At 73.4% G+C, this 24,848-nt stretch carries 24 protein-coding genes; 12 read left to right on the forward strand and 12 right to left on the reverse strand.

From position 1 onward, the window contains the following. Positions 1–54: 54 nt before the first annotated feature. Together ACIQVZ_RS22965 and ACIQVZ_RS22970 are read right to left on the reverse strand one after the other, a co-directional pair. Positions 55–465, reverse strand: a complete 411-nt coding sequence (locus ACIQVZ_RS22965) for a PPOX class F420-dependent oxidoreductase (RefSeq protein WP_402452496.1) — start codon at positions 463–465, stop codon at positions 55–57. A gap of 25 nt (positions 466–490) precedes the next feature. After that, a complete protein-coding gene (locus ACIQVZ_RS22970) occupies positions 491–1,783 on the reverse strand; it encodes a D-alanyl-D-alanine carboxypeptidase family protein (RefSeq protein ID WP_402452498.1) in 1,293 nt (430 codons plus the stop codon). A gap of 197 nt (positions 1,784–1,980) precedes the next feature. On the opposite strand from ACIQVZ_RS22970, the gene ACIQVZ_RS22975 reads away from it, so the two are divergent. Beyond that, a complete protein-coding gene (locus ACIQVZ_RS22975) occupies positions 1,981–2,178 on the forward strand; it encodes a hypothetical protein (RefSeq protein WP_350879802.1) in 198 nt (65 codons plus the stop codon). 66 nt (positions 2,179–2,244) lie between these two features. Here the strand turns inward: ACIQVZ_RS22975 and ACIQVZ_RS22980 are convergent, their stop codons facing one another. Then, positions 2,245–3,054 (reverse strand): TetR/AcrR family transcriptional regulator, encoded by an 810-nt coding sequence (locus ACIQVZ_RS22980; RefSeq protein ID WP_402452500.1) that lies wholly within the window; start codon positions 3,052–3,054, stop codon positions 2,245–2,247. 82 nt (positions 3,055–3,136) lie between these two features. Between ACIQVZ_RS22980 and ACIQVZ_RS22985 the strand changes: the two genes are divergently transcribed. The 3 genes from ACIQVZ_RS22985 (at position 3,137) to ACIQVZ_RS22995 (ending at position 9,051) form a co-directional block, all read left to right on the forward strand. Next, positions 3,137–3,988, forward strand: coding sequence for a siderophore-interacting protein (locus ACIQVZ_RS22985; RefSeq protein ID WP_402452501.1), 852 nt, complete (start codon positions 3,137–3,139; stop codon positions 3,986–3,988). Positions 3,989–4,483: 495 nt separating this feature from the next. Next, positions 4,484–7,927 carry a S8 family serine peptidase gene (locus ACIQVZ_RS22990; RefSeq protein ID WP_402452503.1) on the forward strand — a complete coding sequence of 1,148 codons (3,444 nt, stop codon included), beginning with the start codon at positions 4,484–4,486 and terminating at the stop codon, positions 7,925–7,927. 155 nt (positions 7,928–8,082) lie between these two features. Further along, the gene (locus tag ACIQVZ_RS22995; protein WP_402452504.1) at positions 8,083–9,051 is read left to right on the forward strand and encodes an alpha/beta fold hydrolase; all 969 of its coding nucleotides are present in this window, start codon (positions 8,083–8,085) and stop codon (positions 9,049–9,051) included. A gap of 64 nt (positions 9,052–9,115) precedes the next feature. On the opposite strand, the gene ACIQVZ_RS23000 is transcribed toward ACIQVZ_RS22995, so the two are convergent. The 4 genes from ACIQVZ_RS23000 to ACIQVZ_RS23015 all read right to left on the reverse strand — a co-directional run bounded on the left by ACIQVZ_RS23000 (position 9,116) and on the right by ACIQVZ_RS23015 (position 11,813). Continuing rightward, entirely contained in the window at positions 9,116–9,316 is a 201-nt protein-coding gene (locus ACIQVZ_RS23000) for a hypothetical protein (RefSeq protein ID WP_063346158.1), read from the reverse strand. 118 nt (positions 9,317–9,434) lie between these two features. Further along, the gene (locus ACIQVZ_RS23005; protein WP_402452506.1) at positions 9,435–10,016 is read right to left on the reverse strand and encodes a TetR/AcrR family transcriptional regulator; all 582 of its coding nucleotides are present in this window, start codon (positions 10,014–10,016) and stop codon (positions 9,435–9,437) included. Positions 10,017–10,177: 161 nt separating this feature from the next. Continuing rightward, on the reverse strand, positions 10,178–11,569 hold the full coding sequence (locus tag ACIQVZ_RS23010; RefSeq protein ID WP_402452507.1) for an amidase: 1,392 nt from the start codon (positions 11,567–11,569) through the stop codon (positions 10,178–10,180). Then, positions 11,556–11,813 carry a hypothetical protein gene (locus ACIQVZ_RS23015; RefSeq protein WP_402452508.1) on the reverse strand — a complete coding sequence of 86 codons (258 nt, stop codon included), beginning with the start codon at positions 11,811–11,813 and terminating at the stop codon, positions 11,556–11,558. Before ACIQVZ_RS23015 ends, ACIQVZ_RS23010 begins: the two co-directional genes overlap by 14 nt. A 128-nt stretch (positions 11,814–11,941) precedes the next feature. Here ACIQVZ_RS23015 and ACIQVZ_RS23020 point away from each other — a divergent pair, with 128 nt between their 5' ends. The 3 genes from ACIQVZ_RS23020 (at position 11,942) to ACIQVZ_RS23030 (ending at position 13,780) form a co-directional block, all read left to right on the forward strand. Next, on the forward strand, positions 11,942–12,850 hold the full coding sequence (locus ACIQVZ_RS23020) for an MBL fold metallo-hydrolase (protein ID WP_402452509.1): 909 nt from the start codon (positions 11,942–11,944) through the stop codon (positions 12,848–12,850). 290 nt (positions 12,851–13,140) lie between these two features. After that, positions 13,141–13,275 (forward strand): hypothetical protein, encoded by a 135-nt coding sequence (locus ACIQVZ_RS23025; RefSeq protein ID WP_402452511.1) that lies wholly within the window; start codon positions 13,141–13,143, stop codon positions 13,273–13,275. A gap of 127 nt (positions 13,276–13,402) precedes the next feature. Beyond that, positions 13,403–13,780 (forward strand): nuclear transport factor 2 family protein, encoded by a 378-nt coding sequence (locus tag ACIQVZ_RS23030; RefSeq protein ID WP_402452513.1) that lies wholly within the window; start codon positions 13,403–13,405, stop codon positions 13,778–13,780. A 34-nt stretch (positions 13,781–13,814) separates the two neighbouring features. Here ACIQVZ_RS23030 and ACIQVZ_RS23035 read toward each other — a convergent pair whose 3' ends face one another. From ACIQVZ_RS23035 to ACIQVZ_RS23045, 3 genes are all read right to left on the reverse strand, one after another. Then, positions 13,815–15,245, reverse strand: coding sequence for a VWA domain-containing protein (locus ACIQVZ_RS23035; RefSeq protein ID WP_402452514.1), 1,431 nt, complete (start codon positions 15,243–15,245; stop codon positions 13,815–13,817). Then, positions 15,242–16,120, reverse strand: coding sequence for an AAA family ATPase (locus ACIQVZ_RS23040; protein WP_402452515.1), 879 nt, complete (start codon positions 16,118–16,120; stop codon positions 15,242–15,244). Before ACIQVZ_RS23040 ends, ACIQVZ_RS23035 begins: the two co-directional genes overlap by 4 nt. 283 nt (positions 16,121–16,403) lie before the next feature. Next, positions 16,404–17,075, reverse strand: a complete 672-nt coding sequence (locus tag ACIQVZ_RS23045) for a Tat pathway signal sequence domain protein (protein WP_350879815.1) — start codon at positions 17,073–17,075, stop codon at positions 16,404–16,406. Positions 17,076–17,462: 387 nt separating this feature from the next. Here ACIQVZ_RS23045 and ACIQVZ_RS23050 point away from each other — a divergent pair, with 387 nt between their 5' ends. The 3 genes from ACIQVZ_RS23050 (at position 17,463) to ACIQVZ_RS23060 (ending at position 19,526) form a co-directional block, all read left to right on the forward strand. After that, positions 17,463–18,215, forward strand: coding sequence for a TetR/AcrR family transcriptional regulator (locus ACIQVZ_RS23050; RefSeq protein ID WP_402452517.1), 753 nt, complete (start codon positions 17,463–17,465; stop codon positions 18,213–18,215). A gap of 142 nt (positions 18,216–18,357) precedes the next feature. Next, positions 18,358–19,014, forward strand: a complete 657-nt coding sequence (locus ACIQVZ_RS23055; RefSeq protein WP_350879817.1) for a DUF6230 family protein — start codon at positions 18,358–18,360, stop codon at positions 19,012–19,014. A 2-nt stretch (positions 19,015–19,016) separates the two neighbouring features. Continuing rightward, positions 19,017–19,526 (forward strand): DUF6114 domain-containing protein, encoded by a 510-nt coding sequence (locus ACIQVZ_RS23060; protein WP_350879818.1) that lies wholly within the window; start codon positions 19,017–19,019, stop codon positions 19,524–19,526. A gap of 110 nt (positions 19,527–19,636) precedes the next feature. Here ACIQVZ_RS23060 and ACIQVZ_RS23065 read toward each other — a convergent pair whose 3' ends face one another. After that, positions 19,637–20,731 (reverse strand): NAD(P)-dependent alcohol dehydrogenase, encoded by a 1,095-nt coding sequence (locus ACIQVZ_RS23065; protein WP_402452519.1) that lies wholly within the window; start codon positions 20,729–20,731, stop codon positions 19,637–19,639. Between the two features lie 158 nt (positions 20,732–20,889). Between ACIQVZ_RS23065 and ACIQVZ_RS23070 the strand changes: the two genes are divergently transcribed. Both ACIQVZ_RS23070 and ACIQVZ_RS23075 read left to right on the forward strand, forming a co-directional pair. Continuing rightward, positions 20,890–21,777: a helix-turn-helix domain-containing protein gene (locus ACIQVZ_RS23070; RefSeq protein WP_402452521.1), complete on the forward strand. Its 888-nt coding sequence runs from the start codon at positions 20,890–20,892 to the stop codon at positions 21,775–21,777. Positions 21,778–21,891: 114 nt separating this feature from the next. Continuing rightward, on the forward strand, positions 21,892–23,148 hold the full coding sequence (locus ACIQVZ_RS23075) for a globin domain-containing protein (RefSeq protein ID WP_402452522.1): 1,257 nt from the start codon (positions 21,892–21,894) through the stop codon (positions 23,146–23,148). A 92-nt stretch (positions 23,149–23,240) separates the two neighbouring features. On the opposite strand, the gene ACIQVZ_RS23080 is transcribed toward ACIQVZ_RS23075, so the two are convergent. Continuing rightward, the gene (locus tag ACIQVZ_RS23080; RefSeq protein ID WP_402452523.1) at positions 23,241–24,647 is read right to left on the reverse strand and encodes a selenium-binding protein SBP56-related protein; all 1,407 of its coding nucleotides are present in this window, start codon (positions 24,645–24,647) and stop codon (positions 23,241–23,243) included. Positions 24,648–24,848: the final 201 nt, after the last annotated feature.

A 24,848-nucleotide genomic window follows, 5' to 3' on the forward strand; every position in this document is an offset into this window, starting at 1 on the left:
TCCCCCGCGGGCCGCCCGGGCGAGTGACCGGGGCCCCGTCAGCCGGATGGCGCGTCAGGTGAGGGTGATCCGGATGCCGACGGTGCCGCGCTCGCCGCGGCGCAGGCGGCTGCCGAGCAGGGTGAGCACGCCGAGCAGGCCGTACTTCTGGCGCAGCAGGGTGCGGTAGGCGGCGGTGCGCTCGGGGCCGAGGATCTCGGCGGTGGCGGGGTACTGCTCGCCGGTCGGCCGGCCCTTGACGTCGCAGGGGCCCACCAGGACGTCCGCGCGGTTGCGGATCCGCTTGACCTTCCAGGAGTCGGTGACGGTCCAGACGCCGAGCGCCTCGCCGTCGCGCACCACCCACACCGGGGTCGGCACGGTGGTGCCGTCCTTCTTGTAGGTGGTGACGAGCAGGTAGCTGCCGGAGGAGAGGCTGACGATCCGGGCGAGCCGGCCGGAGGAAGCGGGGTCGGGCGTGGTCATGGCCGGAAGTCTAGGGCGTGCCTGATCATTCTCGTCGGGCGCGCGGCAGGGCGTGCCTGACCAGGGCCCGGGCCCGGCGGGCCAGCCCGCGGTGGCGGTGCCCGCCGAGGGCGGTGGCGCCCGGGTCGGGGAGCGCGCCCGGGTCGGCGGTGAGTGCGGCGCGGCGGCGGGCGGCGGTGCGCCCGGCGGCCCACAGGGCGAGGACGGCGCCGAGTGCGATGGCCGTCCAGGCGGTCGGGGCGAGGCCGGGGTCGTTGCCCCGGACGGCCTGCGGACGCGCCTGGCCGGCGGTGGCGGCGGTCGCGGCGGCGGCGGTGCCGCCCCGGCCGGTGATGCCGGCCGGGTGGACGGCGGCGGTGTCCTCCACCAGTTGCCCGACCGGCTGGACCTTGCCGGCCGCCGCGAAGCCCCAGTCGAGCAGCTCGGACGCCTCGTCGTAGACCCGGGTCTGGGTGTCGGGGTGCATCACCGTCACCAGCAGGGTGCGGCCGCCGCGCTGGGCGGCGCCGGTGAAGGTGGCGCCCGCGTTGGTGGTGTAGCCGTTCTTGACGCCGATCAGGCCCTGGTACTTGCCGAGCAGCCGGTCGGTGTTGGCGATGTCGAAGCTGGTGCGCTGCCCGGTGAGCTTGTCGAGCCCGCCGGGGAAGTGCGCGGTGCGGGTGGAGCAGTAGGAGCGGAAGTCGGCGTTGCGCAGCCCGGCGCGGGCGAACAGGGTGAGGTCGTAGGCGGAGGACACCTGGCCGTCCATGTCGTAGCCGTCGGGGGAGACCACCTTGGTGTCGCGGGCCTGCAGGGTCTGGGCGCGGGCCTGCATCTCGGCGACGGTCTGCTGGAGGCCGCCGTTCATGTGCGCGAGGACGTGGACGGCGTCGTTGCCGGAGCTGAGGAAGACACCCCGCCAGAGGTCCTCGACGCGGTACGGCAGGTCCTCCTTGACGCCGACGAGGCTGCTGCCGGCGCCGACGTTGGCCAGTTCGGCCGTGGTGACCTTGTGCTCCGTGGTGCGGTCGAACTTGGGCAGCACGGTGTCCGCGAAGAGCATCTTCAGGGTGCTGGCCGGGGGGAGCTGGAGGTGGGCGTTGTGGGCCGCGAGGACCTCGCCGGTGCCGGCGTCGGCGATCAGCCAGGACCGCCCGGTCAACGTGGCCGGCAGCGTAGGCGCCCCGGCCAGCGGGGCGACCTGGACGTCGGACCGGCCGAGCCGTTCGCCGCCGATCGCACCGGCGGCGTCCTGCCCGGGGGCGGTCTGGGCGCCGGCGGCGAGCATCAGGGTGGACACCGCGGCGGCCGCCGCCACTCTGCTGACAAACTGTGGCATCTGCTGCACACGGCGAACGTACCCGGGGCGCCGCCGGGCCGCCGCGCCTGCTGCTCCGTCCGGAGCCCGGGTGGTACGGATCGCGGGTGGCAGGGCGCCGGGGACGGCCGGGGGAAGGTGCCGGGACGACTTTGGTCATCCCCGGGTCGCGCCGAAAGTCGGATTCCCGGGCGCCGGGAGCTGCCTAGGCTCGGGGTATGAAGACGCTGCTCGGCTATCTCGGTTTCGTGCTGATCCTCGGCGGCGGGTCCGGCCTGGCGGCGGACTGGCTGGGGGGCTTCCGGCTGTTCGGCTTCGTCCGTTTCCTGGTCCCGGACGGCCATGAGACCGCCGGGTACGCCACCCTGCTGGTGCTCGGCGTCCTGCTGGCGATCCCGGCGGCCCGCCGGGGCTGATCAGAGGATCAGCCCGAGGCCCGAGGCCCGAGGCCCGAGGCCCGAGGCCCGAGGCCCGGTCGGCACTCAGTCCGCGCCCCGACCGGCACCCTGATCAGTCCCCGCCCCCGGGGTCGCCCCCGCCCCCGAGGCCGCCACGCCGTCGAGCAGGACGGCGAGCCCGGTGCGGAAGGCCGCCAGGTCGCGGTCCTGCGGCGTGCCGTCGGCCGCGCCCTGGAGGGCGGTCAGCAGGGGGAAGCGCTCGGTGAAGTCCGGTGCCAGTTCGGCGAGTCGGACGGACCGGGCGGTCCACCAGTCCTCGTCGGCGATGCCGGTCGCGGCGGCGGCGCCGCGTGATTCGGCGGCCACGGCGGCCGTGCCGCGGACGAACTGCCAGAGCGCCGCGACGACGCCGTGCAGCCGCGCGGGTGCGAGGGCGGCCGGTCGCAGGGCGCGCAACAGGCTTTCCATGGCGGCGAGTTCGGCCGGTCCGAGCACCGGCCGGGCCTGCGAGACCTGGAGGATCCAGGGGTGGCGCAGGTAGCAGGCGTACAGTTCCTCGGCCCAGGCGGTGACGGCAGGGCGCCAGTCGTCCAAGTCCGCCACGTCCAGCCGTAGTTCGCCGAGTGCCCGGTCGTGCATCAGGTCGAGGAGTTCGGCCTTGCCCGGGACGTAGGTGTAGAGGGCCATGGCGGTGCGGCCGAGCCGTTCACCGACGGCGCGCATCGAGAGCGCGGCCATGCCGTCCGCGTCGGCGACGGCGATGCCGGCGGAGACGATCGCGTCGACGCTGAGGCCAGGTTTGGGGCCGCTGCGCCCGGTGCGCGGTTGCGGTGGTGTGCCCCAGAGCAGGGACAGGGACCGGTGGGCGTCGCCCTGTCCGGCGTAGACGACCATGCAGCAACTCCTTATGGCGTAAAGTATCCTCGGCCGCGACAACTCTTTATGTCGTAAGGTTATCAACCGAAGGGGTTCTGCGATGACACTGCCCGTCGCCTTCGTCGAGGTCGTCGAGGTCCGCCGGATCACGCCGCGCACCGCCCGGGTCACCTTCGAGGCCGAGGCCCTGGCGGACTCCGTGGGCACGGCGCCCGACCAGCAGGTGAAGCTGTGCTTCCCCCGCCCCGGCCAGGCGGTGCCCGAGCTGCCCGCGCGGAGCGACGACCCGATGAGCTGGTACCAGGCCTATCTGGCGATCCCCGAGGCCCGGCGCCCGCTGCTGCGCAGCTTCACCCTCCGTCGCCGCCGGCCCGGCACCCGCCTGGTCGAGATCGACTTCGTGCTGCACGGTGACACCGGCCCGGCCGCAGCCTGGGCGGAGCGCGCGGAGCCCGGGCAGCGGCTCGGGATGGTCGGCCCCTCGGCGCTGTACGCCCCGTCGGTCCCGTTCGCCGAGGCCGCCGCCGCTGCCGACTGGGTGCTGCTGGCGGGGGACGAGACGGCGCTGCCGGCGATCGCGACGCTGGTCGAGGCGTTGCCTGCCGGGGTCCGGGCCCTCGCGTTCGTCGAGGTCGCGGACGCGGCCGAGCGGCAGCCGCTGGAGAGCCGTGCCGAGCTGGCCGTGCACTGGCCGGCCCGGGGCGGGGCGGCCCCCGGGGCCGTGCTGGCCGAGGCCGTGCGGTCCGCCGCGCTGCCGGCCGGCGCGCCGTTCGCCTGGCTCGCGGGGGAGGCGGGCGCGGTGCGGGCGCTGCGCCGCCACCTGGTGGCGGAGCGCGGCGTGCCGAAGCGGTCGATCGACTTCACCGGGTACTGGCGCCACCGGCTGACCCAGGACGACGCGCCCACCGCCGAGGATCTGGCGGACGCCCAGGAGCGGTTGGCCGCCGGCTGATCGGGTGCTGATCGCCCGGTGGCCGGGGGATTCCGGCCACCGGGCGCCGGTGTGACCGCGCGCCCGTTCTGTCATGTCCGGTTTCAGAGTGGGTCCGGGGGGAAGGGAGTGTGGCGGTGCTGACGGTGTGTCCCAGGTGGCGGTGGTCCGCCACTGTCCAGAGTTCGCCACCGACTTTTTCCGACCGGGATCGGACAGTTCCGACCGGGTCTGGTCAGCGAAAAGGGGCGGACATGGCCCGATTTCTGCCGTGAATTTTACTTTCTGATGGTCTTTTTTACTTTCTAATGGGGATTTCCCCCCTTGTCGTGGTCGTGTCGGATGCGCTGGAATGCGACCGCTGTCGGGACGCGCGGTCCGGAGCAACCACGCGTCCGACCTGGATTCGCGTACGCTGGGCCGCGCAACCTGACGTCTCATCAGACGAAAGGATGTCCATTGATCGGCTGGCGGAAATCCCAGCTAGCAGCTGCCGTCACGGTCACCGCCGCGTCCATGGTCCTGACCTTCGGGTCCAGCGCCAACGCAGCTCCGCTCCCGGACCCGCAGAACGCCCCCGTGGCGTCCGCGGACGGGACCCCGGTGCCGGTGATCGTGATTCTCAAGGACCAGATAGCGGACGCCCCGGCCGACAACGGCCACCTCGGCGCCCGTAAGCAGAAGGCCGCGAACGCCCAGGCGCCGCTGCTGGACAGGGTCAAGGCCAACGGCGGCACCAACATCAAGAGCTTCGTGGTCGGGAACGCGTTCTCGGCCACGGTGAGCCCCGCGCTGCGTGCCGCGCTGCTGGCCGACCCGGCCGTCGCCTCGGTCGTCGCGGACGAGCAGGTCACCGTCACGCCGCCGGCCGCCGGCAAGGCCGCGGCCGCGAAGGACGCCGCGGACTCCAAGGCCGGCGCCAAGTCGGCCAAGGCCACCGCTCCGCAGGCCGTTTCGGGCAGCAACGGCCAGGGCGCCGAGCAGAACGCGACCAACACGATCTGCCCGTCGGACCCGTCCCAGCCGCTGCTGGAGCCGGAGGGCCTCTACTCGACGCACGCCGTCGGCGCCGACGGCAAGCCCGGCGCGGCCGACCTGGCCACCGGCAAGGGCGTCAAGGTCGCCTACATCGCGGACGGCCTCGACCCGGAGAACCCGGACTTCATCCGGGCCGACGGCTCGCACGCCGTCGTCGACTACCAGGACTTCGCGGGCGACGGCGTGAACGCGCCGACCGGTGGCGCGGAGGCCTTCGGCGACGCCTCGGCGGTCATCGCCCAGGGCCGCCAGGTCTACGACGTCTCGAAGTTCGTGAACGCCTCGCGCGGTCTGCCGGCCGGCTGCAACATCCGCATCCGCGGCCTCGCCCCGGACGCCTCGCTGGTCGCCCTGCGGGCCGGCGGCGAGATCATGTCGAACTCGTCGATCCTGCAGTCCATCGACTACGCGGTCTCGGTCGCCAAGGTCGACGTGCTGAACGAGTCCTTCGGCGGCAACGTCACCCCGGACAGCGGCGCGCACGACACCATCTCGCTCTTCAACGACCAGGCCGTCAAGGCCGGTGTCACCGTCTCCGTCTCCACCGGCGACGCGGGCATCAGCGGCACCATCGGCACCCCGGCCACCGACCCGAACGTGATCGCGGTCGGCGCCTCGACGGACAACCAGAACTACCAGCAGACCGGCTACGCGGCCGCCCAGTTCTCCAACAAGACCTGGAGCAACAACCGCATCTCCGCGCTCTCCTCGGGCGGCTTCACCCAGGCCGGCCGCACGGTCGACCTGGTCGCGCCGGGCGAGTCGGACTGGGCGCTCTGCTCGCCCGACACCAGCAAGTACACCGACTGCACCGGCTACAACGGCCAGGGTTCGCCGATCCAGTCGTTCGGCGGCACCAGCCAGGCCGCGCCGTTCGTCACCGGCGCCGCGGCCCTGGTCATCCAGGCCTACCGCGACACCCACAACGGCCAGTCGCCCGCCCCGGCGCTGGTGAAGAAGTTCATCACCGGCACCGCCCAGGACCTCGGCGTCCCGGCCGAGGAGCAGGGCGCCGGCCTGCTGAACGTCCGCGCCGCCGTCGAGGCCGCCCGCGGCTACCACGCCGGCTCCGGCGCGTCGGACAGCAAGACCGTCGTCGTCACCACCGGTCAGGTCGACATCGCCGGCAACCCCGGCTCGACCCACACCGCCGACGTGACCGTCACCAACACCAGCTCCGCCCCGCAGACGGTCAGCGGCGCCACCCGCACCTTCGTGCCGCAGTCGAGCAACCAGCAGACCGTCCAGCTGGACACGGCCTCCACCGACACCTTCAAGTACGCCACCAACGGCGCCACCTGGGTGCAGAAGCAGGTCAAGTTCACCGTCCCGGCCGGCGCCGACCGCCTCGCGGCGTCGATCGCCTGGCAGGGTGCGGCCAGCCCGGTCACCAACGGCTCCGTGGTCCGCATGACGCTGCTCGACCCGTCGGGCCGCTTCGAGACCAACACCCGTCCGCAGGGCGGCGCCACCCCGGCCGACTTCGGCCTGGTGGACGTCCCGCACCCGGTGGCCGGCGAGTGGACCGCCGTCCTGTACACCCCGGCGGGCAAGGCCGGCTACAACGGCGCGGTCCAGCTGGGCACCGCCACCCAGCGCGCGGTGCCGGCCGGCGCCGTCAGCCCGAGCGTCGCGGACCTGAAGCCGGGTGAGACCAAGACCCTCAAGGTCCAGCTCACCACCCCGGGCACCAGTGGCGACTCCAGCCAGGCGATCACCGTCGCCAGCTCCAACGGCACCGCCACCAGCGTTCCGGTCGTGCTGCGCAGCCTCGTCCCGGTCAACCAGGGCAAGGGCACCTTCACCGGCACCATCACCGGTGGCAACGGCCGCAACGCCTCGCCGACGCAGAGCTTCGCGTACGCCTTCGACGTCCCGAAGGGCCAGAAGGACCTGCGGGTCGGCGTCACCGTCGCCAAGGACCCGAAGCTGCTCATGCAGGGCGCGCTGATCAGCCCGAACGGCACCCCGATCGACATCGAGGGCAACGGCCTGCTCGACGCGCAGGGCAACCTGACCGGCACCACCGCCGGCGTCTCGGCCACCACCGTCAACCCGGCCGCCGGCCGCTGGCGGTTCGTCCTGAACGTGCTCGGCCCGGTCAGCGGCCAGGAGCTCGCCCAGGACTTCACCGGCAGCGTCGCGTTCAACCAGAACGTCGCCACCGCCGCCGGCCTGCCGAACGACCCGCACGCCAAGCTGGCGGCCGGCAAGCCGGTCACCGTCCAGGTGAACTACACCAACAACACCGTCGCCACCCAGAAGATCTCGGCCGACGGCCGCCTGGACCGCCGCACCGACCTCCCGCTGGTGCCGCAGGGCGCCTCCGCGACGGTCACCCTGCCGCTGAGCCTCACCTCCGCGGTGCCGTCCTTCCTCGTCCCGCCGGGCACCGACCAGCTGAAGGCGGTGGCGGCCTCCTCGACGCCGGCCCACCTGGAGCTGTCCGGCACCACCGGCTCGCCGGACCTCTTCGGCGACCTGAAGAAGGCCCAGGACGGTTCGACCATCTCGGTCGTGACCGACAACGGCAGCGCGTCGCAGCCGGTCCTCCCCGGCGTGTGGGGCACCTTCCTGCAGCAGATCGGCCCGTTCGGCACCGCCAGCGCCCCGGCCGGCACCGCCACCATCACCGCGACCGCGCACACCCAGGCGTTCGACCCGGCGCTGACCTCCAGCACCGGTGACCCGTACGCCCTGGCGGTCAACGCCTCGGCCCCGGCCGCCAACCCGGTGACCGTCCCGTCGGGCGGCAAGGGCTCGCTCCAGGTGACCGTCACCCCGACCGGTCCGAAGGGCAGCACCGTTCACGGTGTGCTGTACCTGGTGTCCGCCCCCAGCTCGGTGGCGACCGCCAACAACACCCTGGGCACCACCGGTTCGGTGCTCGCGGCGATCCCGTACAGCTACACGGTGAACTGACCTTCCATCACCACACCGAGGCCGCCCCGGAGTTTCGGAGCGGCCTCGGTCGTTTTCCCGGATCGGCGGGAATGCCCCGAGCCCCGGCGGTGTTGCGCGGGGCAGGACCGGGGCGAAGCGGATGCCCGGCCCTTCCACCGGACCGGGAGCGGGACTTGAACGACACGATCAAGCACAGCCACGTCGAGGTGAACGGCGTCCGTCTGCACGTCGCGGAGCAGGGCGAGGGCCCGCTGGTCCTGCTGCTGCACGGCTTCCCGGAGAGCTGGTACTCCTGGCGCCACCAGTTCGCCCCGCTCGCCGCGGCCGGCTACCGGGTCGTCGCCCCCGACCAGCGCGGCTACGCCCGCAGCGAGCAGCCCGAGCGGGTGGACGCGTACTCCCTGCTGCACCTGGTCGGCGACGTCACGGCGCTGATCCGCGCGCTCGGCGAGCAGCGGGCCGTCGTGGTCGGGCACGACTGGGGCGCGCCGGTCGCCTGGGCCACCGCCGCGCTGCGGCCGGACCTGGTGCGCGGGGTCGCCGGGCTGAGCGTGCCGCCGCTGCCCGGCGGGCCGCGGCCGCTGCGGGAGTCCCGGGAGAACTTCGGCGAGGGCTTCTACCAGAACTACTTCCAGCAGCCGGGCCGCGCCGACGCCGAACTGGCGGCCGACGTGAAGTCCAGCTTCCGCCGCGTCCTGGGCGGTGGCCCGCGCGGTGGGGGGAAGCCGCAGCCGTGGGTCGTCCCCGAGGGCAAGGTCCTGCTGGACACCATCCCGGAGCCGGCGCAGCTGCCGGCCTGGCTCACCGAGGCGGACATCGACGCCTTCGCGGCCGACTACGCCCTGCACGGCGAGCACGCCTTCACGGGCGGGCTCAACTGGTACCGGAACATCGACCGCAACGCCGAACTGATGGCCGCCTTCGACGGTGTGACGATCGACGTGCCCGCGCTGTACGTGGCCGGCGAACAGGACATGGTGAACGCGCTCGTCCCGCCGGAGGTGCTGGCCCACCTGCTGAGCCGGGTGCCCAAGCTGCACCGCCACGTCCGGCTGCCGGACACCGGGCACTGGACGCAGCAGGAGCGCCCGGGGGAGGTCAACGAGGCGCTGCTCGACTTCCTCAAGCACCTGGACGCCTGACGCCCGCCCGGCTCCGGCCCGGATACCGGGTCGGAGCCGGATCAGGATGGCGGAGGCGGCGCGATCAGTGGTGGTGGTGGCTGCCCATGGGGTGGTCGCAGGCGCGGCACCTCCGGATGAAGAGGAGGCTCAGGCCGACGGTGACCACCGCGCCGAGCGCCACCCCGGTGCCCCGCACCGTCTTGCGGGCCGCGTTGCCGCCGATCGAGCCGGTGCACCGCGAGCAGTTCTGGCATCCGGTCCGGACCGGGATCTTCTTCCCCACGACGCTTCCTCCCAGGCGAGGTCCCGACCAGCGGCCGGGCTCGTGAACGTCCCGCAGAAGCTTATAACTTGAGCTGCCCGTTCATCACTTGAGCTGCCCGTCCTCGCCCTGCGAACGATCATCCGCCCGACGGGCCGGCCCCGTACGGGGCGAGGAGTTCGGCCACGAGCCGGCGCGCGTACGCGGGGTCGAGGCCGACCGGGCGGAAGAGGATGCGGTACATCAGGGGGGCGACGACGCCGTCCATGACCGCCTCCACGCCGGGGGTGTCCTCCCCGCGGCCGCGCGCCCGGCTCAGCACGGCGTCGACCTGTTCGGCCGCGTAGTCCGAGCACTGGCCGGCGTTGCCGCCGTCCGGGTCGCCGAGCAGGGCGTCGCGGATGTAGGCGCGGCCCGAGGGGGAGGCCATCTCGTCGAGGAACTGTTCGGCCCAGGCCGTCAGGTCGGACCGCAGGTCGCCGAGGTCCTCCGGGGCCGTGTCGGGCCGCAGGCGCTCCACCGCGACGTCGGACAGCAGCTCCTGGAGATCACCCCAACGGCGGTAGACCGTCGACGGGGTGACGCCCGCGCGCTGGGCGACCAGCGGCACCGTCAGCGCGTCGCGGCCCACCTCGGCGAGGAGTTCACGCACAGCGGTGTGCACCGATGCCTGGACCCGGGCGCTGCGCCCGCCGGGGCGCACCATCTGTTTGCGACTCATGATTAACACCTTAAAGCACAATTCTTGCGTTTGTGGGGTGCCGGGGTGCCGGGGCGCTGGGGCGCTGGGGCGCTGGGGTGCCGGGGCGCCGGGGTGTCGGGATGCCCGCCTCGGAGCCGGACGGCGGGCCGACGCCTTCCGGCCCGGCCCGCCTGCGGTCCTCAGACCGCCGGTGCGAGCGCCCGGGCGGGCTGCGTCCGCTCGTAGGCGTGGCCGACCCGCAGCAGCGTGCGCTCCCCGAGCGGCCGGCCGAGCAGCTGCATGCCGATCGGCAGACCCTCCGCGTCCCGGCCGACCGGCACGGACAGGGCGGGCACCCCGGTGATGTTGGCGGGGGCGGACAGGCGCACATAGGCGTCGGGGACGCTCTCGACCGTGCCGTCGGGCCAGGTGACGGCCTCCTGGTCGGTCCGTACGGCGGTGACCGGGACGGTCGGGGCCGCGATCACGTCGACCTCCTCCAGCATCCGGGCCCACTCCTGCCGCATGAGCGTCCGGGAGCGCTGGGCGCGCAGGTAGTCCCCGGCGGTCATCAGCTCGCCGGCCTCCAGGAGGGCGCGGACGTCCGCCTGGTACAGCTCGGGCACCGCCCGCAGGGAGTGCTCGTGGTAGGCGGTGGCCTCCGGTGCCACCAGCCCCCACAGCGTCGCCTGGAGGTAGCGGGTCATCGGGATGTCGACGTCGACGAGCCGTGCGCCGAGCGCCTCCAGGTGCTCGACGGCGCGCCGGACGGCGGCCTCCACCTCCACGTCGACGCGGTCGAAGTAGTAGCTGCGCGGCACGCCGACGCGCAGCCCCGCCAGGTCCGTGTCCGCGCCCGGCCGGTGGTCCACGGCGGTGGTGGCCAGCGAGGCGGGGTCGCGCGGGTCGTGCCCGGCGAGGGCGTCCAGGACGAGGGCCGTGTCCTCGACGGTCCGGGCGATCGGGCCGACGTGGTCCAGCGACCAGGACAGGGACGCGACGCCGTGGCGGGGGACGAGGCCGTAGGTCGGCTTGAGGCCGACGACCCCGTTGAGCGCGGCGGGCACCCGGATCGAGCCGCCGGTGTCGGTGCCCAGCGCGAAGGTCGCGGCGCCCGCGGCGACGGCGACGGCGGATCCGCCGCTGGAGCCGCCGGCGACCCGGCCGCGGTCCCAGGCGTTGCCGGTCTGCGGGGTGGTCAGGCCGTAGGCGAACTCGTGGGTGTGCGTCTTGCCGACCAGGATCGCGCCGGCCGCGGCCAGACGGGCGGCGACCGTGCTGTCGGCCTGCGCGCGGTGGTCGGCGCGGACCCGGGAACTGGCCGTGGTGGCCAGCCCGGCGACGTCGATCAGGTCCTTGAGCCCCATCGGCACGCCGTGCAGCGGCCCCCGGTGCAGGCCGCGTGCCGCTTCCCGTTCGGCCTCGCGGGCCGCCCGGCGCGCCCGCTCCGCGGTGACCGCGACGTAGGCGCCGAGGTGCGGTTCGACCTGCTCGATGCGGTCGAGGACCGAGTCCACCAGTTCGACGGGGGACAGTCGCCGGGCCCGGATCTCCTCCGCGGCGGTGGCGAGGGAGAGCTCATACGGCTGCATCGCGCTTCTCCTCTTCCGTGTAGTGGGCGCTTTGCGCGCGGTAGGCGCTCGCGGGCGGGGTGTCCCCGAAGTCCAGCTCCCGCAGGACCGCGACGACGGAGAGCAGCTGATTGGCGGTGGCCGCGACCGAGTCGTGGCGGTCGGCGGGCAGGGGGAGCCCGGCCCGGGCGGCCCAGCGGGCGGCCTCGGGCGGCGTGAGGTCGGTGGTGGGCGGTCGGCCCGAGGGGCGTTCGGCGGAGGACATGGGTGTTCTCTCCTGATCGGGGCTGGGGCGCGATGGCAGTCGCAGCAAAAGCTAACTGTTTGCGTTAGTCGGACTGTAGGCCCTACGATGGCTTAACGCAAACAGATTGCGTTTACGGGAGGAGCCCCATGTCCAGCGCCACGTCCGAAGCCCCCGCCCCCATCCCCGCCTGGGCGGTGGGCGACGTCACCGTCCACCGCGTCGACGAGACCCTCCTGCCGCCCGCGACCGGGCCGTGGCTGCTGCCCGAGGCCACCCCCGAGGTCGTGACCGGCCACGACTGGTTGCGCCCCCACTTCGCCGACCACGAGGGCGTCCCGCGCCTCGACAGCCACAGCTTCGCGTTCTCCGTGGGCGGGCTGCGCGTCCTCGTCGACACCGGCATAGGCAACGGCAAGGAGCGGGCCAACCCGGCCTGGCACCAGCTGCGGACCGACTACCTGGAGCGCCTCACCGCCGCCGGCTTCCCCCCGGACTCCGTCGACCTGGTGATCCTCACCCACCTGCACGCCGACCACGTCGGCTGGAACACGCGGGAGGTGAACGGCGAGTGGGTCCCCACCTTCCCCCGCGCCCGCTATCTCACCTCCCGCGCCGAGCGGGAGTTCTGGGCCGGCTACGACCTGGAGGAGGCGCGCAGGCAGATGTTCCTCGACTCCGTGATCCCGGTCGAGCGGGCCGGCTTGCTGGACCTCGTCGACGTCCCGGCCGAGGGCGTCGAGATCACCCCGGGCCTGAGCCTGATCCCCACCCCCGGCCACACCCCCGGCCACGTCGCCGTCGAACTGACCAGCGGGGGCGAGACGGCGCTGATCACCGGTGACTGCATCCACCACCCGGTCCAGCTCGCCCACCCCGCCATCGGCGCCTGCGTCGACATCGACCCGCGGCAGTCCGAGGCCTCGCGCCGCAAGCTCCTCGGCTCCCTCGCCGACACGGACACCCTGCTGCTCGGCACCCACTTCGCGCCGCCCACCGCCGGCCGCGTGCGCACGGAGGGGGACGCCTACCGGCTGCTGCCCGTGCCCTCGGCCTGACGCCGCGTTCGACCTCCCCGGGACGCTCGCACCCCTTCACCGGTCCTGCGCCCGGGGTCCGTCGACCGCACACCCGGATCGAGCGGGACGGGTGCGCCGGGTCGGGGCGGTGAGCCGGAGTCGGCTCCCCGGGGCTCGATTCCCGCGCGATCTGTCGTTTATCTGGCGATACCGCCGCTGAGCTGCGAAATCTCGCTGGCAGCGGACGTTGATGATCCCCTAGAGTCGGCGCGCCCGCCCCGGTCGGGGCGCTGGCGGCACCGGCGTGCGAGTCCGAGCACGCGGCGATCGTGGTGGTCCAGCGGCTGACGGCCATGCAGTGGGCGCGCCGGGCCGACATCAACCCGATCGCAGCCATGGCCGCCCAGACGGCGGCCGAGGAGGCCCGGGCGCAGGCCCGGGCGCAGGCTCAGGCCCAGGCGTAGGGCCAGTCTTCGGCCGCCACGGCGGCGGACTCGGAAGCTCCCTTAAGGCTGTGACCGGGATGGTCCACCGTCGTCGGAAGGCGGCTCGCGGGACGAGCGCACGCGCAACGGCTGGTATTACTGAGGCATGCAGGAAGAGACGGCACGCTCCGCGATCGACACGTTCATCTCCGCGTTCAACGCCTCGGACGACAGCTATGTGACTGCCCTGCTCGCCCAGGCCCTGACCTCAGACGTGGTCTTCTGGGGGCCGTTGGGCCGCAGCGAAGGACTCGCGGCGGTCGAGCAGTTCGTGCTGGACATCCGGCGCCACCCGGCGGGGGCCGGCACGATGGCGCGCTGCTCAGCGGTGGACATGCCTGGCGAGTGGGCCCGGTACCAGTGGGTCTTCACCACGCCGGATGGAGGCCCCCGCCTGGCGGGAACGGACGTCGTCCATCTGCGGCGGAGCCTCATCGACCAGATCATCGTCTTCGCGGGGGAGATCGAGCCGTCCGCCTCCTGAGTCGTCCTTCTGCCGCTCCTACGCGTTCACCGCACTAGACCGGCAGCAGGCGGGTGATCAGTTCGCCGAGGCGGCGGGCGTTGCGGCAGGAGTGCATCTCCACGACGCCCGCGTAGGCGGCTGCGGCGGAGTCGCCGGTCGGCCAGAGGGCGGGCTGCTCGGGGTTGAGCCAGTGGACCCGCCGGGCCCGGCCGGCGATCCGGCGCAGTGCGTCCAGGTTGGGGTCGCGGTGGTTGTTGCGGGCGTCGCCGAGGATCAGCACGCTGGTGCGCGGGCCGACCGCGTCCAAGTGCCGTTCGGCGAACTCGCCCAGGGCGGAGCCGTAGTCGCTGTTGCCGTGGTGACCCATCACCTTGGCCTCGGTGAGGATCCGGGCGGCGAGCCGGGCCGGGTCGGCGTCGCCGCGCGCCAGCAGGGCGGTGACCTCGGCGGTGCGGTTCACGAAGGCGAACACCCTGACCTTGCTGAACTGTTCGCTCATCGCCTGCACCAGCAGCATGGTGAAGTCGGCGAATCCGGCCACCGAGCCGGAGACGTCGCACAGCAGCACCAGTTCCGGCCGGGCCGGGCGGCGCAGCCGGTAGGCCGGGCGCAGCGGCACCCCGCCGGTGGACAGTGAGCGGCGCAGGGTGCGGCGCAGGTCGATGCGTCCGCGTGCGGCGCGGCGGCGCCGGGCGGCCAGCCTGGTGGCCAGCTTGCGGGCCAGCGGGTGGACGGTACGCCGCAGTTCGGCGAGCTGGTCGCGGCCGGCGGCGAGGAAGTCGATCCGGTCGGCGGTGGGTGCGACGGCGCGTTCGGCGATCCGCTCGGCGCCGCGCAGTTCGGCGACGCGGCGGCGGGCCTCGGTGGCGACCAGGGCGCGGAAGTCCTGGATGCGGCGGCGGATCTCGTCGGCGAGGACGCGGTCGGACAGGTCCGGGGCGGTGGCCTGCTCGCGCAGGGCGGCGAGGATCCGGGCGAGCAGGGTCTCGGGGGCGAGCCGGCCGAGCGCCTGGTGGGCCGACCAGCCGTCCGAGGCCGGGGTGGCTCCGGCGCCGTACCGGCCCAGGGCCTCCACCACCTCGCCGGCCAGCCGGGCCTGGGCGGCCCGGTCGTCGGCGGCCAGGGCGGCGGCGAGGCGCTCGCGCAGGTCGTCGCGCAGCGGGTCGGGGCGGCCGGGGCACGGCGGCCGGGGGTCGTCCGGGAGTGCGGGCGGGTCGGCGCGGACGGCCTCGGGGGTGCCGACGCCGAGCGGGAAGAACAGGTCGAACGTGGCGTCGAAGACTGCCCGTTGGGTGTCCGAGCGCAGCAGCGCGGCGGCCAGCCCGGCCCGCATCTGCTCGCGGTCGGCGAGCCCGAGGACATCGAGGACGGCGGCCGCGTCGACCGTCTCGGCGGGGCCGATCCGCAGGCCGTGCCCGCGCAGCGAGCGGACCAGGCCGGTGAGTCGGGCGGCGGTGTCGGCCGGGGGCGGGGCGGTGGTCACGCGAGGGTGAGCTTCTGCGCGGCCTTCCGGATGTCGTCCTGGTGCTTGAGGATCACCCCGAGGGTGTCCTGGACGACCGCCTCGTCGAGGGTGTCGGCGCCGAGCGCCAGCAGGGTGCGGGCCCAGTCGATGGTCTCGGCGACGGACGGCGCCTTGCGCAGGTCCAGCGCGCGCAGCGCGCCGACCACCTGGACCAGCGAGGCGGCCAGCGTGTCGTCCAGGCCGGGCACCTTGAGCCGGACGATCCGCCGCTCCACCTCGGCTTCCGGGTAGTCGAGGTGGAGGAAGAGGCAGCGCCGGCGCAGCGCCTCGGACAGTTCGCGGGTGGCGTTGGAGGTGAGCAGGACGAAGGGGCGGCGGCTCGCGGCGATGGTGCCGAGTTCGGGCACGGTGACCTGGAAGTCGCTGAGCACCTCCAGCAGCAGCGCCTCCACCTCGACGTCGGCCTTGTCCATCTCGTCGATGAGCAGCACGGTGGGCTCGTCGCCGCGGATGGCGGTGAGCAGCGGGCGGGTGAGCAGGAACTCCTCGCCGAAGATGTCGGTGCGGGCCTGGTCCCAGCCCTCGTCGCGGCCGGCGGTGATCCGCAGCAGCTGCTTGGCGTGGTTCCACTCGTAGAGCGCGCGGGCCTCGTCGATGCCCTCGTAGCACTGGAGCCGGACCAGCCGGGCGCGGCCGATCGCGGCGACCGCCTTGGCGAGTTCGGTCTTGCCGACCCCGGCGGGGCCCTCGACCAGCAGCGGCTTGCCGAGCCGGTCGGCGAGGAAGACGGTGGTGGCCACGGCGGTGGAGGCCAGGTAGCCGGTGGCGGCCAGCTGGTCGGCGGTGTCCGCCACCGATGCGAAGAACCCCGTGCCGTCGCCGCTGCCGCTCATCTGCCCGCCCCGTTCCTGTCGGCCGTGTCCGTGCGGCAGCACCCTACCGGCCGGTCACTTCGCTGTCTCGGGGGTTCGGCGGGGTGGTGGGGTGCGGGGCCGCTGGTCCGGGGCCGTGGCGTGCTGCTGGATCACCTGGCGGGCAGGCGTGCTGGCGTGCGGGCGCGCCGGAGCGGCGTACGGCGACCGCGGTCGCCGTACGCCGCTCGTCTGTTCCCGCCGGTCCCGTCCGTCAGTCGACGAGGTCTGACCGGACGTCAGTCGGCGAAGGCCCCTCGGGTCGTCAGTTGACGAAGATGAGCGGGCTGCCCGCCACCGAGGTGTCGGTGACCGGGCCGTAGGTGGCGCTGAAGTAGCCGGTCGAGAAGCACAGGCCCGAGCCGGAGACCAGGTTGAACGGCTGGGAGGAGAAGCCGATGGTGTTGCCGGTGTTCGAGGTGGTGCCGTTGATCCCGGTGGTGGTCTGGTAGACGCAGTTGATGCTGCCGAGGATGGTGTTGAGCACCACCGTGGTCTTCATCGCGCCGGCCGCGCCGGGGGTGAGGGCGACCGGGTTGCCGGGGCCGTCGCCGACGGTGTTGGTGAACGGCAGGTTGTTGACGGTGATGCTCTTGACGCCGGTGACGCCGAGGACGTTGGAGGAGCAGGAGCCGAAGGTCTGGGTGTTGAGCTGCTCGACCGCGCTGCCGGGGGCGGCCGGGTTGGCCGTCACGGTGGCGGAGAAGGCCGAGTTGGCGCAGCTGATGCCGCTCGTTCCGCTGGCGCTGCTGTAGAAGGTGGCGGTGGTGCCCGAGACCAGACTGGCGGTGAGGACGTCGCCGACGGCGACGTCCGGGCCGCTGCTGCTGCCGGTGGTCAGCACCGCGGAGCCGTCGGCCTGGGCGGGTGCGACGGCGGCGCAGGTGAAGGCGAGGGCGGCGAGGGCCGCGGTACCGAGCGTGCGGCGAAAGCGCATGAGGGTGACCTCTCTCCGTGCGGAGACGGGTGGGGGTGGCCCGCGGTGCGGGTGTGGTGGCGTGCACGGCGGGGGAGGTGCGTGGGCATGGCGTGCCGGGGGCTTCGCGGGGCCGTGGTGCGGCGGGCCCGGCGCCACGGGCCCGCTCGTACGGCACAGCGGTGTGAAGGTGCGGACGTGCGCTGCGAGTGCAGGAGTGCACGTCGGCGGCTGCCACCGCCGCGGGCCTGCGTCCGCTCGTGGTCCCGTGGCCCGGGCTGCTCGCCCGGGGCCGCCGGAGCCCCTGGAGGTCGTCCGGTGGTGACAGGGTCGCCCACCGGTTGGAAACCTGTCAGTGTTGTAAACCCGATGTTGCGTCAATGTCAATACGGGTAACAGGAGTTGGTGATGGAACGGAAACACCTCCGAAGTGCCGACGTGATCCTGCTGCCGGGCGCGCGGGCCGGCCGTGACCCGGCCCGCTCCATCAAGCGCGGCCCGAGCCGGCTGCCCCCGGGCGTGGTGGCCGCGACCCAGCGCGAGCGGCTGCTCGACGGGCTGGTCCAGACGGTGGCCGCGCGCGGCTACCAGCACGCCACGGTCAGCGACATCTGCCGCGCGGCGGGGGTGACCAGGCCGGTCTTCTACGAGCTGTTCAGCGGCAAGGAGGACGCCTTCCTGGCCGCGCACCGGTACGGCACCGGGGTGGTGGTCCGGCGGATGGCGGCGGCCTTCGCGGCGGAGTCCGACTGGTGCGCCGGGATCCGGCAGGCGCTCGGCGCGATGCTCCATCTGCTGGCGGGGACACCGGCTTTCGCGACCATGGCGGTGATCGAGATCGAGGCGGTCGGACCGGCCGGCCGCCGCGAGCGGGACCAACTCCTCACCCGGTTCCGGGCGTTCTTCGCCGAGGTGCCACAACCCCCGCGCGGTGTGCGGGTCGTGGAGCTGGTGGACGCCGTGGTGGGAGGGGTCTACAGCGCGCTCTACCGGCGGATCGACTCCGGCCGGACGGTTCAACTACCGGAACTCCTGCCGGTGTTGAGCATGTTCTGTCTCGCGCCCTTCCTCGGCCCGGCACAGGCGGCCGCCCGGCTCGGGTTTCCGATCGGTGAAGATCCTTCGTGCACCCGTATTGACCCGGCCACTACCGGGCAGTAGCTTCCCAGTTACTCAAAGCGCGGCCTGACCGTGCCCGCCCCGCTGCCGAGGGGCGGGCGGCCCGGTCGGGCCGTGGAACGCTGTCCGCGCCAGGGCACCGTGCCAGTGCCTGCACATCCCACCCACCCAACAGGGAGCACACATGGCCATGTCCGAGGACGCCGCCGCCGCGGCCGAGACCCCGGAGACGCCGACCGGCACCAGGAGAGGGCGGGTACGGCTCAAGCGCAGCGCCTGGATGGCCGTTCCGGCCGTCGCGGCGGGCGCCGTCCTGATGGCCCTCACCGCCCAGGGCGTACTCGCCGCCCAGTTCTCCATCAGCGGCATGCCGTTCACGATCACCGCGGACAAGCTCGACGGCAAGGGCTTCGCCCAGTTCGGCAGCCTGGACTCGATGATCCCCGACAGCCCCAACCAGGGCTCCACCGGCGGTCAGGTGCTGGTCGCGGTCTCGGCGATCAAGAAGGCCGAGATCACCAACCTGTGCCAGAGCGTGGACCTCGGCGGCGTCAACCTGGTGATCCACGCCGGCGACGGCGGCACCCCCGTCTCCGCCACCGATCTCACCACCGACTCCGACATGCTGTCCGGTGACGCGGAGTTCACCAACATCGAGATCGGCGGCGACGCCAGCACCTACACCAAGGCCGGCAACGCGGGCAAGGGCAACCCGGGCGTCTTCGGGCAGCAGGCCGACACCGTCGTGCTGACGCACCTCAAGCAGCACAACTACGCGAGCACCGCCGTCGGGTTCAAACTGCCCAACCTGCGGCTGAGCTTCAGCTCCCAGGGCTGCTGACCATGACGGAGTCCGTACCGGAGCCGGCCGGTTCCGGCGAGGGCGTCGCGGAGGGGGCCGTGGGGACGGCTCCCGCCCCCGCTCCCGCCACCACCCGACCGGTCAAACGCGACTGGCGGGGCCAACGGCCGTTCTGGGGCGGGCTGCTGGTGCTGTTCGGCGGCGCCGAGATCCTGTTCACCCTGCGTGCCCCGCTGCCCGTCGTCCTGCACATCGGGATGCAGGGGCTGGCGGGCTACCTGGTGCCGGCGGTGATGGTGCTGTGCGGCCTGCTGATCCTGTTCAACCCGGCCCAGCGGCTGTTCTACTCCGTCCTCGCCGTGCTCGCCGCGCTGGCGAGCTGGCTCACCTCCAACCTGGGCGGCTTCGTGATCGGGATGCTGCTCGGACTGGTGGGCGCCTGCCTCACCTTCGGCTGGCTGCCCGATCAGCCGCTGCGCCGGGGGCGGCAGCGGCGGGAGGACCGGCGCCAGGAACGCCGGTCGTCCCGAGCGGGCACGGCCGGGGCCTGACCCGCGGCGCCCCGCGCCCCGACGGCGCCCGCCCCCTGGCGATGGGAGAGCACCAGGGGGCGGGGCGTCGGGGCACGGGGGAGTGCGGGGTCAGGCCGTGACGGTCACGGTCAGATCGTCGCGACGTCGATCACGAAGCGGAACCGGACGTCGCCGGCCAGCACCCGCTGGTAGGCCTCGTTGATCTGCTCGGCGCGGATCAGCTCGATCTCCGCGGTGATGCCGTGCTCGCCGCAGAAGTCCAACATCTCCTGGGTGGCAGGCAGTCCGCCGATCATCGAGCCGGCCAGCGAACGGCGGCCGGCGAGCAGCGCGTGCGCGTTCACCGTGACCGGCTTCTCCGGCGCGCCGACCTGCACCATGGTGCCGTCGGTGCGCAGCAGGCCGAGGTAGGCGCTCAGGTCGAGGTCGGCGGAGACCGTGTTGACGATCAGGTCGAAGGTGCCCGCGAGTTCGGTGAAGGTGGCCGGGTCGGAGGTGGCGCGGTAGTGGTCGGCGCCGAGCTTCAGCCCGTCCTCGCGCTTGCGCAGCGACTGGCTGAGCACGGTGACCTCCGCGCCCATGGCGTGCGCGAGCTTCACGCCCATGTGGCCGAGCCCGCCGAGGCCCACGATCGCGACCTTCTTGCCCGGCCCGGCGCCCCAGTGCGCGAGCGGCGAGTACAGCGTGATGCCGGCGCACAGCAGCGGCGCGGCGGCGTCCAGCGGCAGGTTGTCGGGGATGCGCAGCGCGTACGCCTCGTCGACGACCAGCTTCGAGGAGTAGCCGCCGTGGGTCGGCAGGCCGTCGTGGCCGACGCTGTTGTAGGTGAAGACGGTGCCGCCCTGGCCGGTGCAGTACTGCTGGAGGCCGGCCCGGCAGTTGTCGCACTCCCGGCAGGAGTCGACGATGCAGCCGACGCCGACCCGGTCGCCGGCCTGCCAGCGGGTGACGCCCGGGCCGACCTCGGTGACCACGCCGGCGATCTCGTGGCCCGGGACCATCGGGAAGATGCCGGTGCCCCAGTCCTCGCCGACCTGGTGGATGTCGGAGTGGCAGATGCCGCAGAACTTGATGTCGATCACGATGTCGTGCTCTCCCACCGCCCTGCGGGTAACGGTGGTCTTCTCCAGCGGGGAGTCGGGCCGCGCCGCGGCGTAGGCGGCGACCGTGCGGGTGGTGCCCTCGGTGGTGCTCGTCGTCGTTGCGTTCGTCGAGTTCGTCATGCTTCCAGCCTGCTCCGGTGCGGCGCGGCCAGCCAGACCAGAGCTCTTCGTACGCACGCCACGCGTAGGGACCCCGGACGTACGACCACGGAACGTACGCACGGCAGTATCACCCTTCCCCCCACCTGCGCCGCCCGGATCCCCCGCATACTGCAGACATGGACCAGCGCACCGAACTCAGCGAGTTCCTCCGATCCCGCCGCGCCCGGCTGCGGCCCGAGGACGTGGGCCTGCCGGACAGCACCACCCGGCGGCGGGTGCCCGGCCTGCGCCGCGAGGAGCTGGCCCTGCTCGCCGGAGTCAGCACCGCCTACTACACCCGGCTCGAACAGGGCCACGGCGAGAGCGTCTCCGCCGCCGTCCTGGACGCCATCGCCCGCGTGCTGCGGCTCAGCCCCGCCGAGCGCGAGCACCTCGGGCGGCTCACCAGGCCCGCCCGCCGCCGCCCCGGCCGGGCCGCCGCCCGCCCGCAGCGGGTCCGGCCCGCGCTCCAGCAGCTCCTGGACGCGATGGAGTGCGTGCCCGCGTACGTCCTCGGCCGGCGCCTGGACATCATCGGCTGGAACCGGCTCGGCACCGCCCTGCTCGGCGACTTCGCCGCGATGCCGCCCGAGCAGCGCAACATGGCCTGGCAGCTCTTCCTCGACCCGTCGGCCCGCGAGCTCTACGAGGACTGGGACGGCAAGGCCACCGACGTCGTCGGCATGCTTCGGCTGGACGCCGGACGGGATCCGGACGACCCCAGGCTCGCCTCGCTGATCGGTGAACTGTCCCTCAAGAGTGACGACTTCCGCCGGCTCTGGGCCACCCACAGCATCCAGGACAAGGGCCACGGTACCAAGCGGCTGCACCACCCGGTGGTCGGCCGGCTCGACCTCCAGTACGAGACGCTGCGCCCGGCCGGGGACGTCGACCAGATGCTCGTCACCTACCACGCCGAGCCCGGCTCCAGCTCCGCCGAGTCCCTGCGGCTGCTGGCCAGTTGGGCGGCCACCGACTTCCACCCGGAGCCCGCCGAGGCGACCCCGGCCGATCCCGCCCGGTAGCGACGCGACGGGATTCCCGCCAGACCCTTCCGTCAAGGGGTCGATGGTCCCGGGTCCGATCGGGGCCATCGGCCCTTCTCGCCGGTAACCGGGTGGCGATTGACTGGGCGGGTCATGGACACCACCACCAGCGGCACCACCGCCGAGTACGACCGGCTGATCGCCCGCCACCACGCGATGCGGCTCCGCCGCCAACTCCTCACCCCTGCCTCGCCGTTCGCCCACGATCCGGCCGGCGCCGGCGCGTACGGCGGCACCGGCGGGCCGGGCGACCGCGACGGCTACGACGGCGCCGCCGACCAGCGGCTGATCCGGCGCGACCTCGGCCTGCTCGAACCGCTCTCCGAACTGATCGACCACCTCTACGCGGTGATGTTCCGCCGCCGCCCCTACCTGCGTCCGCTCTTCCCCGCCTCGATGGAGTTCCAGCAGGCCCACCTGGAGCGGATCCTCCGCCACCTGGTGGACCACCTCCACCACCCGGCCGAACTGGCCTCGACCCTGCGCCAACTCGGGCGCGACCACCGCAAACTGGGCGTCCGGCCGGTCCACTACGAGGCCTTCGAGGAGGCCCTGTGCGCGGCGATCCGGCACCGGGCGGCCTCCCGGTGGACGGAGGAGATGGAAGCGGCCTGGGTCCGGATGCTGCGCTTCGCCGTCGCGGCGATGACGGCCGGCGCCGACTCCGCGCTCACCGAACCCCCGTACTGGCACGCCGTGGTGACCGGCCACGAGCGCCGCCGCCCCGACCTCGCCGTCCTGCGCGTGCGCACCGGCGAGCCCTACCCGTACCGGGCCGGACAGTACGGCACGGTCGAGCACCCGACGCTCCCGCACACCTGGCGGCAGTACTCGATGGGCTGCGCGCCGCGCACCGACAACGAGTTGGAGTTCCACGTCCGGCGCACCGGTCCGGACGGGGTCAGCGCGGCCCTCGTCGAACGCACCGCCGTCGGCGACCGGCTGCGCCTCGGCCCGCCGCGCGGCGGCCTGCTGCCCGAGGACGACACCCGCGACCTGCTGCTGGTCGCCGGCGGCACCGGCCTGGCCCCGATGAAGGCCATCGTCGAGCAGCAGGCCGCCCAGCGCCCGCGCGGCCGCCGCGTGCACCTGTTCGTGGGTGCCCGGGACCGCGGCGACCTCTACGACTGGTCCGCGCTCTCCGAACTGTGCTTGCACAAGCCCTGGTTGGCGCTCACGTCGGTCACCGCAGGTCGGCTCGCCGACGCCGTCGCGGGCGCCGGGGACTGGCGCGAGCACCTCGCCTGCGTCAGCGGCCCGGCCGGAATGGTCGCCTCCGTCCGCTCCGAACTGCTCGCCGCCGGGCTGCCCCTGGCCCAGGTCCGCTACGACCAGGCGCTCGCCCGCTAGGTCCTGTCCGGCAAGATCGACCGGACAGGGCCTAGCCGTCCGGCCCGCCGGCGGGGACGTCCTGCCGCTGGACGTCCCCGCCGGCGGGCGTCCTACCGGTAGCAGTAGGAGTCCGAGGAGGCGTCGCCGCCCGCGAGGTGGGTCTGGTGCACCCGCAGGCCCCGGAAGTCGGCGCCGTGCGGGAAGAAGCGCTCGTCGACGCTCAGCCCGCCCGCCTCGGTGTCGGCGTCCAGCTTGACGATCCACGGCTCGATGCCGTCCGGGTAGAACTGGTCGTCCCAGGCGCCGTAGAGGGAGTTGGTGAGGTAGAGCCGGCGCCCGTCCCGGCTGATCTCGACCATCTGCGGGGCGCCGCTCAGCGGGCGCCCCGGCGCGGCCGGGTGCGGGGTGCGGGCGACGACCCCGCCCAGCCGCACCGAGTCGGCGAGGCGGGGGTGGAACGGGTCCGACACGTCGTACTGGAACAGCTCGCCGGTGCCCCACGCGGACACGTACAGCCAGCGGTCGTCCACCGACAGGTTGATGTCCGTGATCAGCGGCGGCACCGCGCCGAACGGTTGCAGCGCGGGCGGCAGGTCCTCCGTCTTGGCGGGCTCGGCGGGGATCTCGATCACCTTGCGCGCGGTGAACGCCGGGCCCTCCCGGTACCAGAGCCAGACCGAGGCGGACAGGTCCTCGACGTTGGTCACCACCCCGGCGAAGCCCCACTCCGCCTGCGGATCGTGCGCCGGGCGCAGCTCCAGCACCATCTGGTACTGGTCGCCGAGGTCGATCCGCTGCAGGTGCCGCCCCGAGTCCAGCTCCCAGAAGTGCAGCGCGTGCCCGTACTTGCGGCCCAGCAGCAGCTCCGGGACGACCCCGCCCTCCACCATCCAGGGCGTGCCCCACTCGCTGGTCACCCCCACGTTCGTTCCCAGGTGCCACCAGACGTCGTACGCGAAGTGCTGCGGCCCGCGCTCCGTCTCCCAGGCGCGCAGCACCTCGAAGGTGGTGTGGTCCAGCAGCGCCACCCCGCCGGGCCCGTCGTTCCCGTCCCCGCCGCCCAGGCAGGACAGGAACACCCCGTCCGGTCCGCAGTGCAGGGTGTGCGGGCGCGAGTAGCCGGCCTTGGCGGCGAGTTCCGCCGCCTCGACGGTCTTGACGAGGCGCGGCCGGACGGGGTCGGGCCGGGTGTCCATCACGTGCAGCCGCGAGGAGCGCAGGCCCGGGAGGAGGAGGTAGCGCCGCTCGGGGTTCTCGTGGCAGGCGTGCGCCAGCGCACTGGAGCAGGCGTTCCAGCCGAAGTGGTGCAACTCGTCGCCCAGTGTCGGTAGTTCGGCGAAGTTGAGGACCTTCCCGTAGCTCGCCGACGCCGGATCGGTGTCCACGGTGAGCAGCGCGTCCGGCCGATCCCCGGCGCGGTCGAACCCGGCGACGTACGCCAGTGTCTCCGGTGGCGCGGCGATCGCCTCGGCGGCCGAACGGTACAGCGACGGATCGGTGTGGCCGGGCTGCGGCATGTGTTCTCCTCAACTCGCCTGCGTGACAACCGGAGTTGGATCTGTCCGGGTAGCGTTCCACACGACCACCGGCGCACAGCAGGCGCACGGGGAGCGATCAGGAGGCGCGGACGGCCCGGTCACACCGGTGCCCGGCGGAGCGGCGCCCGGCAGGCAGTCCCGCGCTACCGGCCGGTATTGTCGGGGTCCTGGATCAAGGAC

The sequence above is a fragment of the Kitasatospora sp. NPDC098663 genome (assembly GCF_044760075.1).
Taxonomy (GTDB): Bacteria; Actinomycetota; Actinomycetes; order Streptomycetales; family Streptomycetaceae; genus Kitasatospora.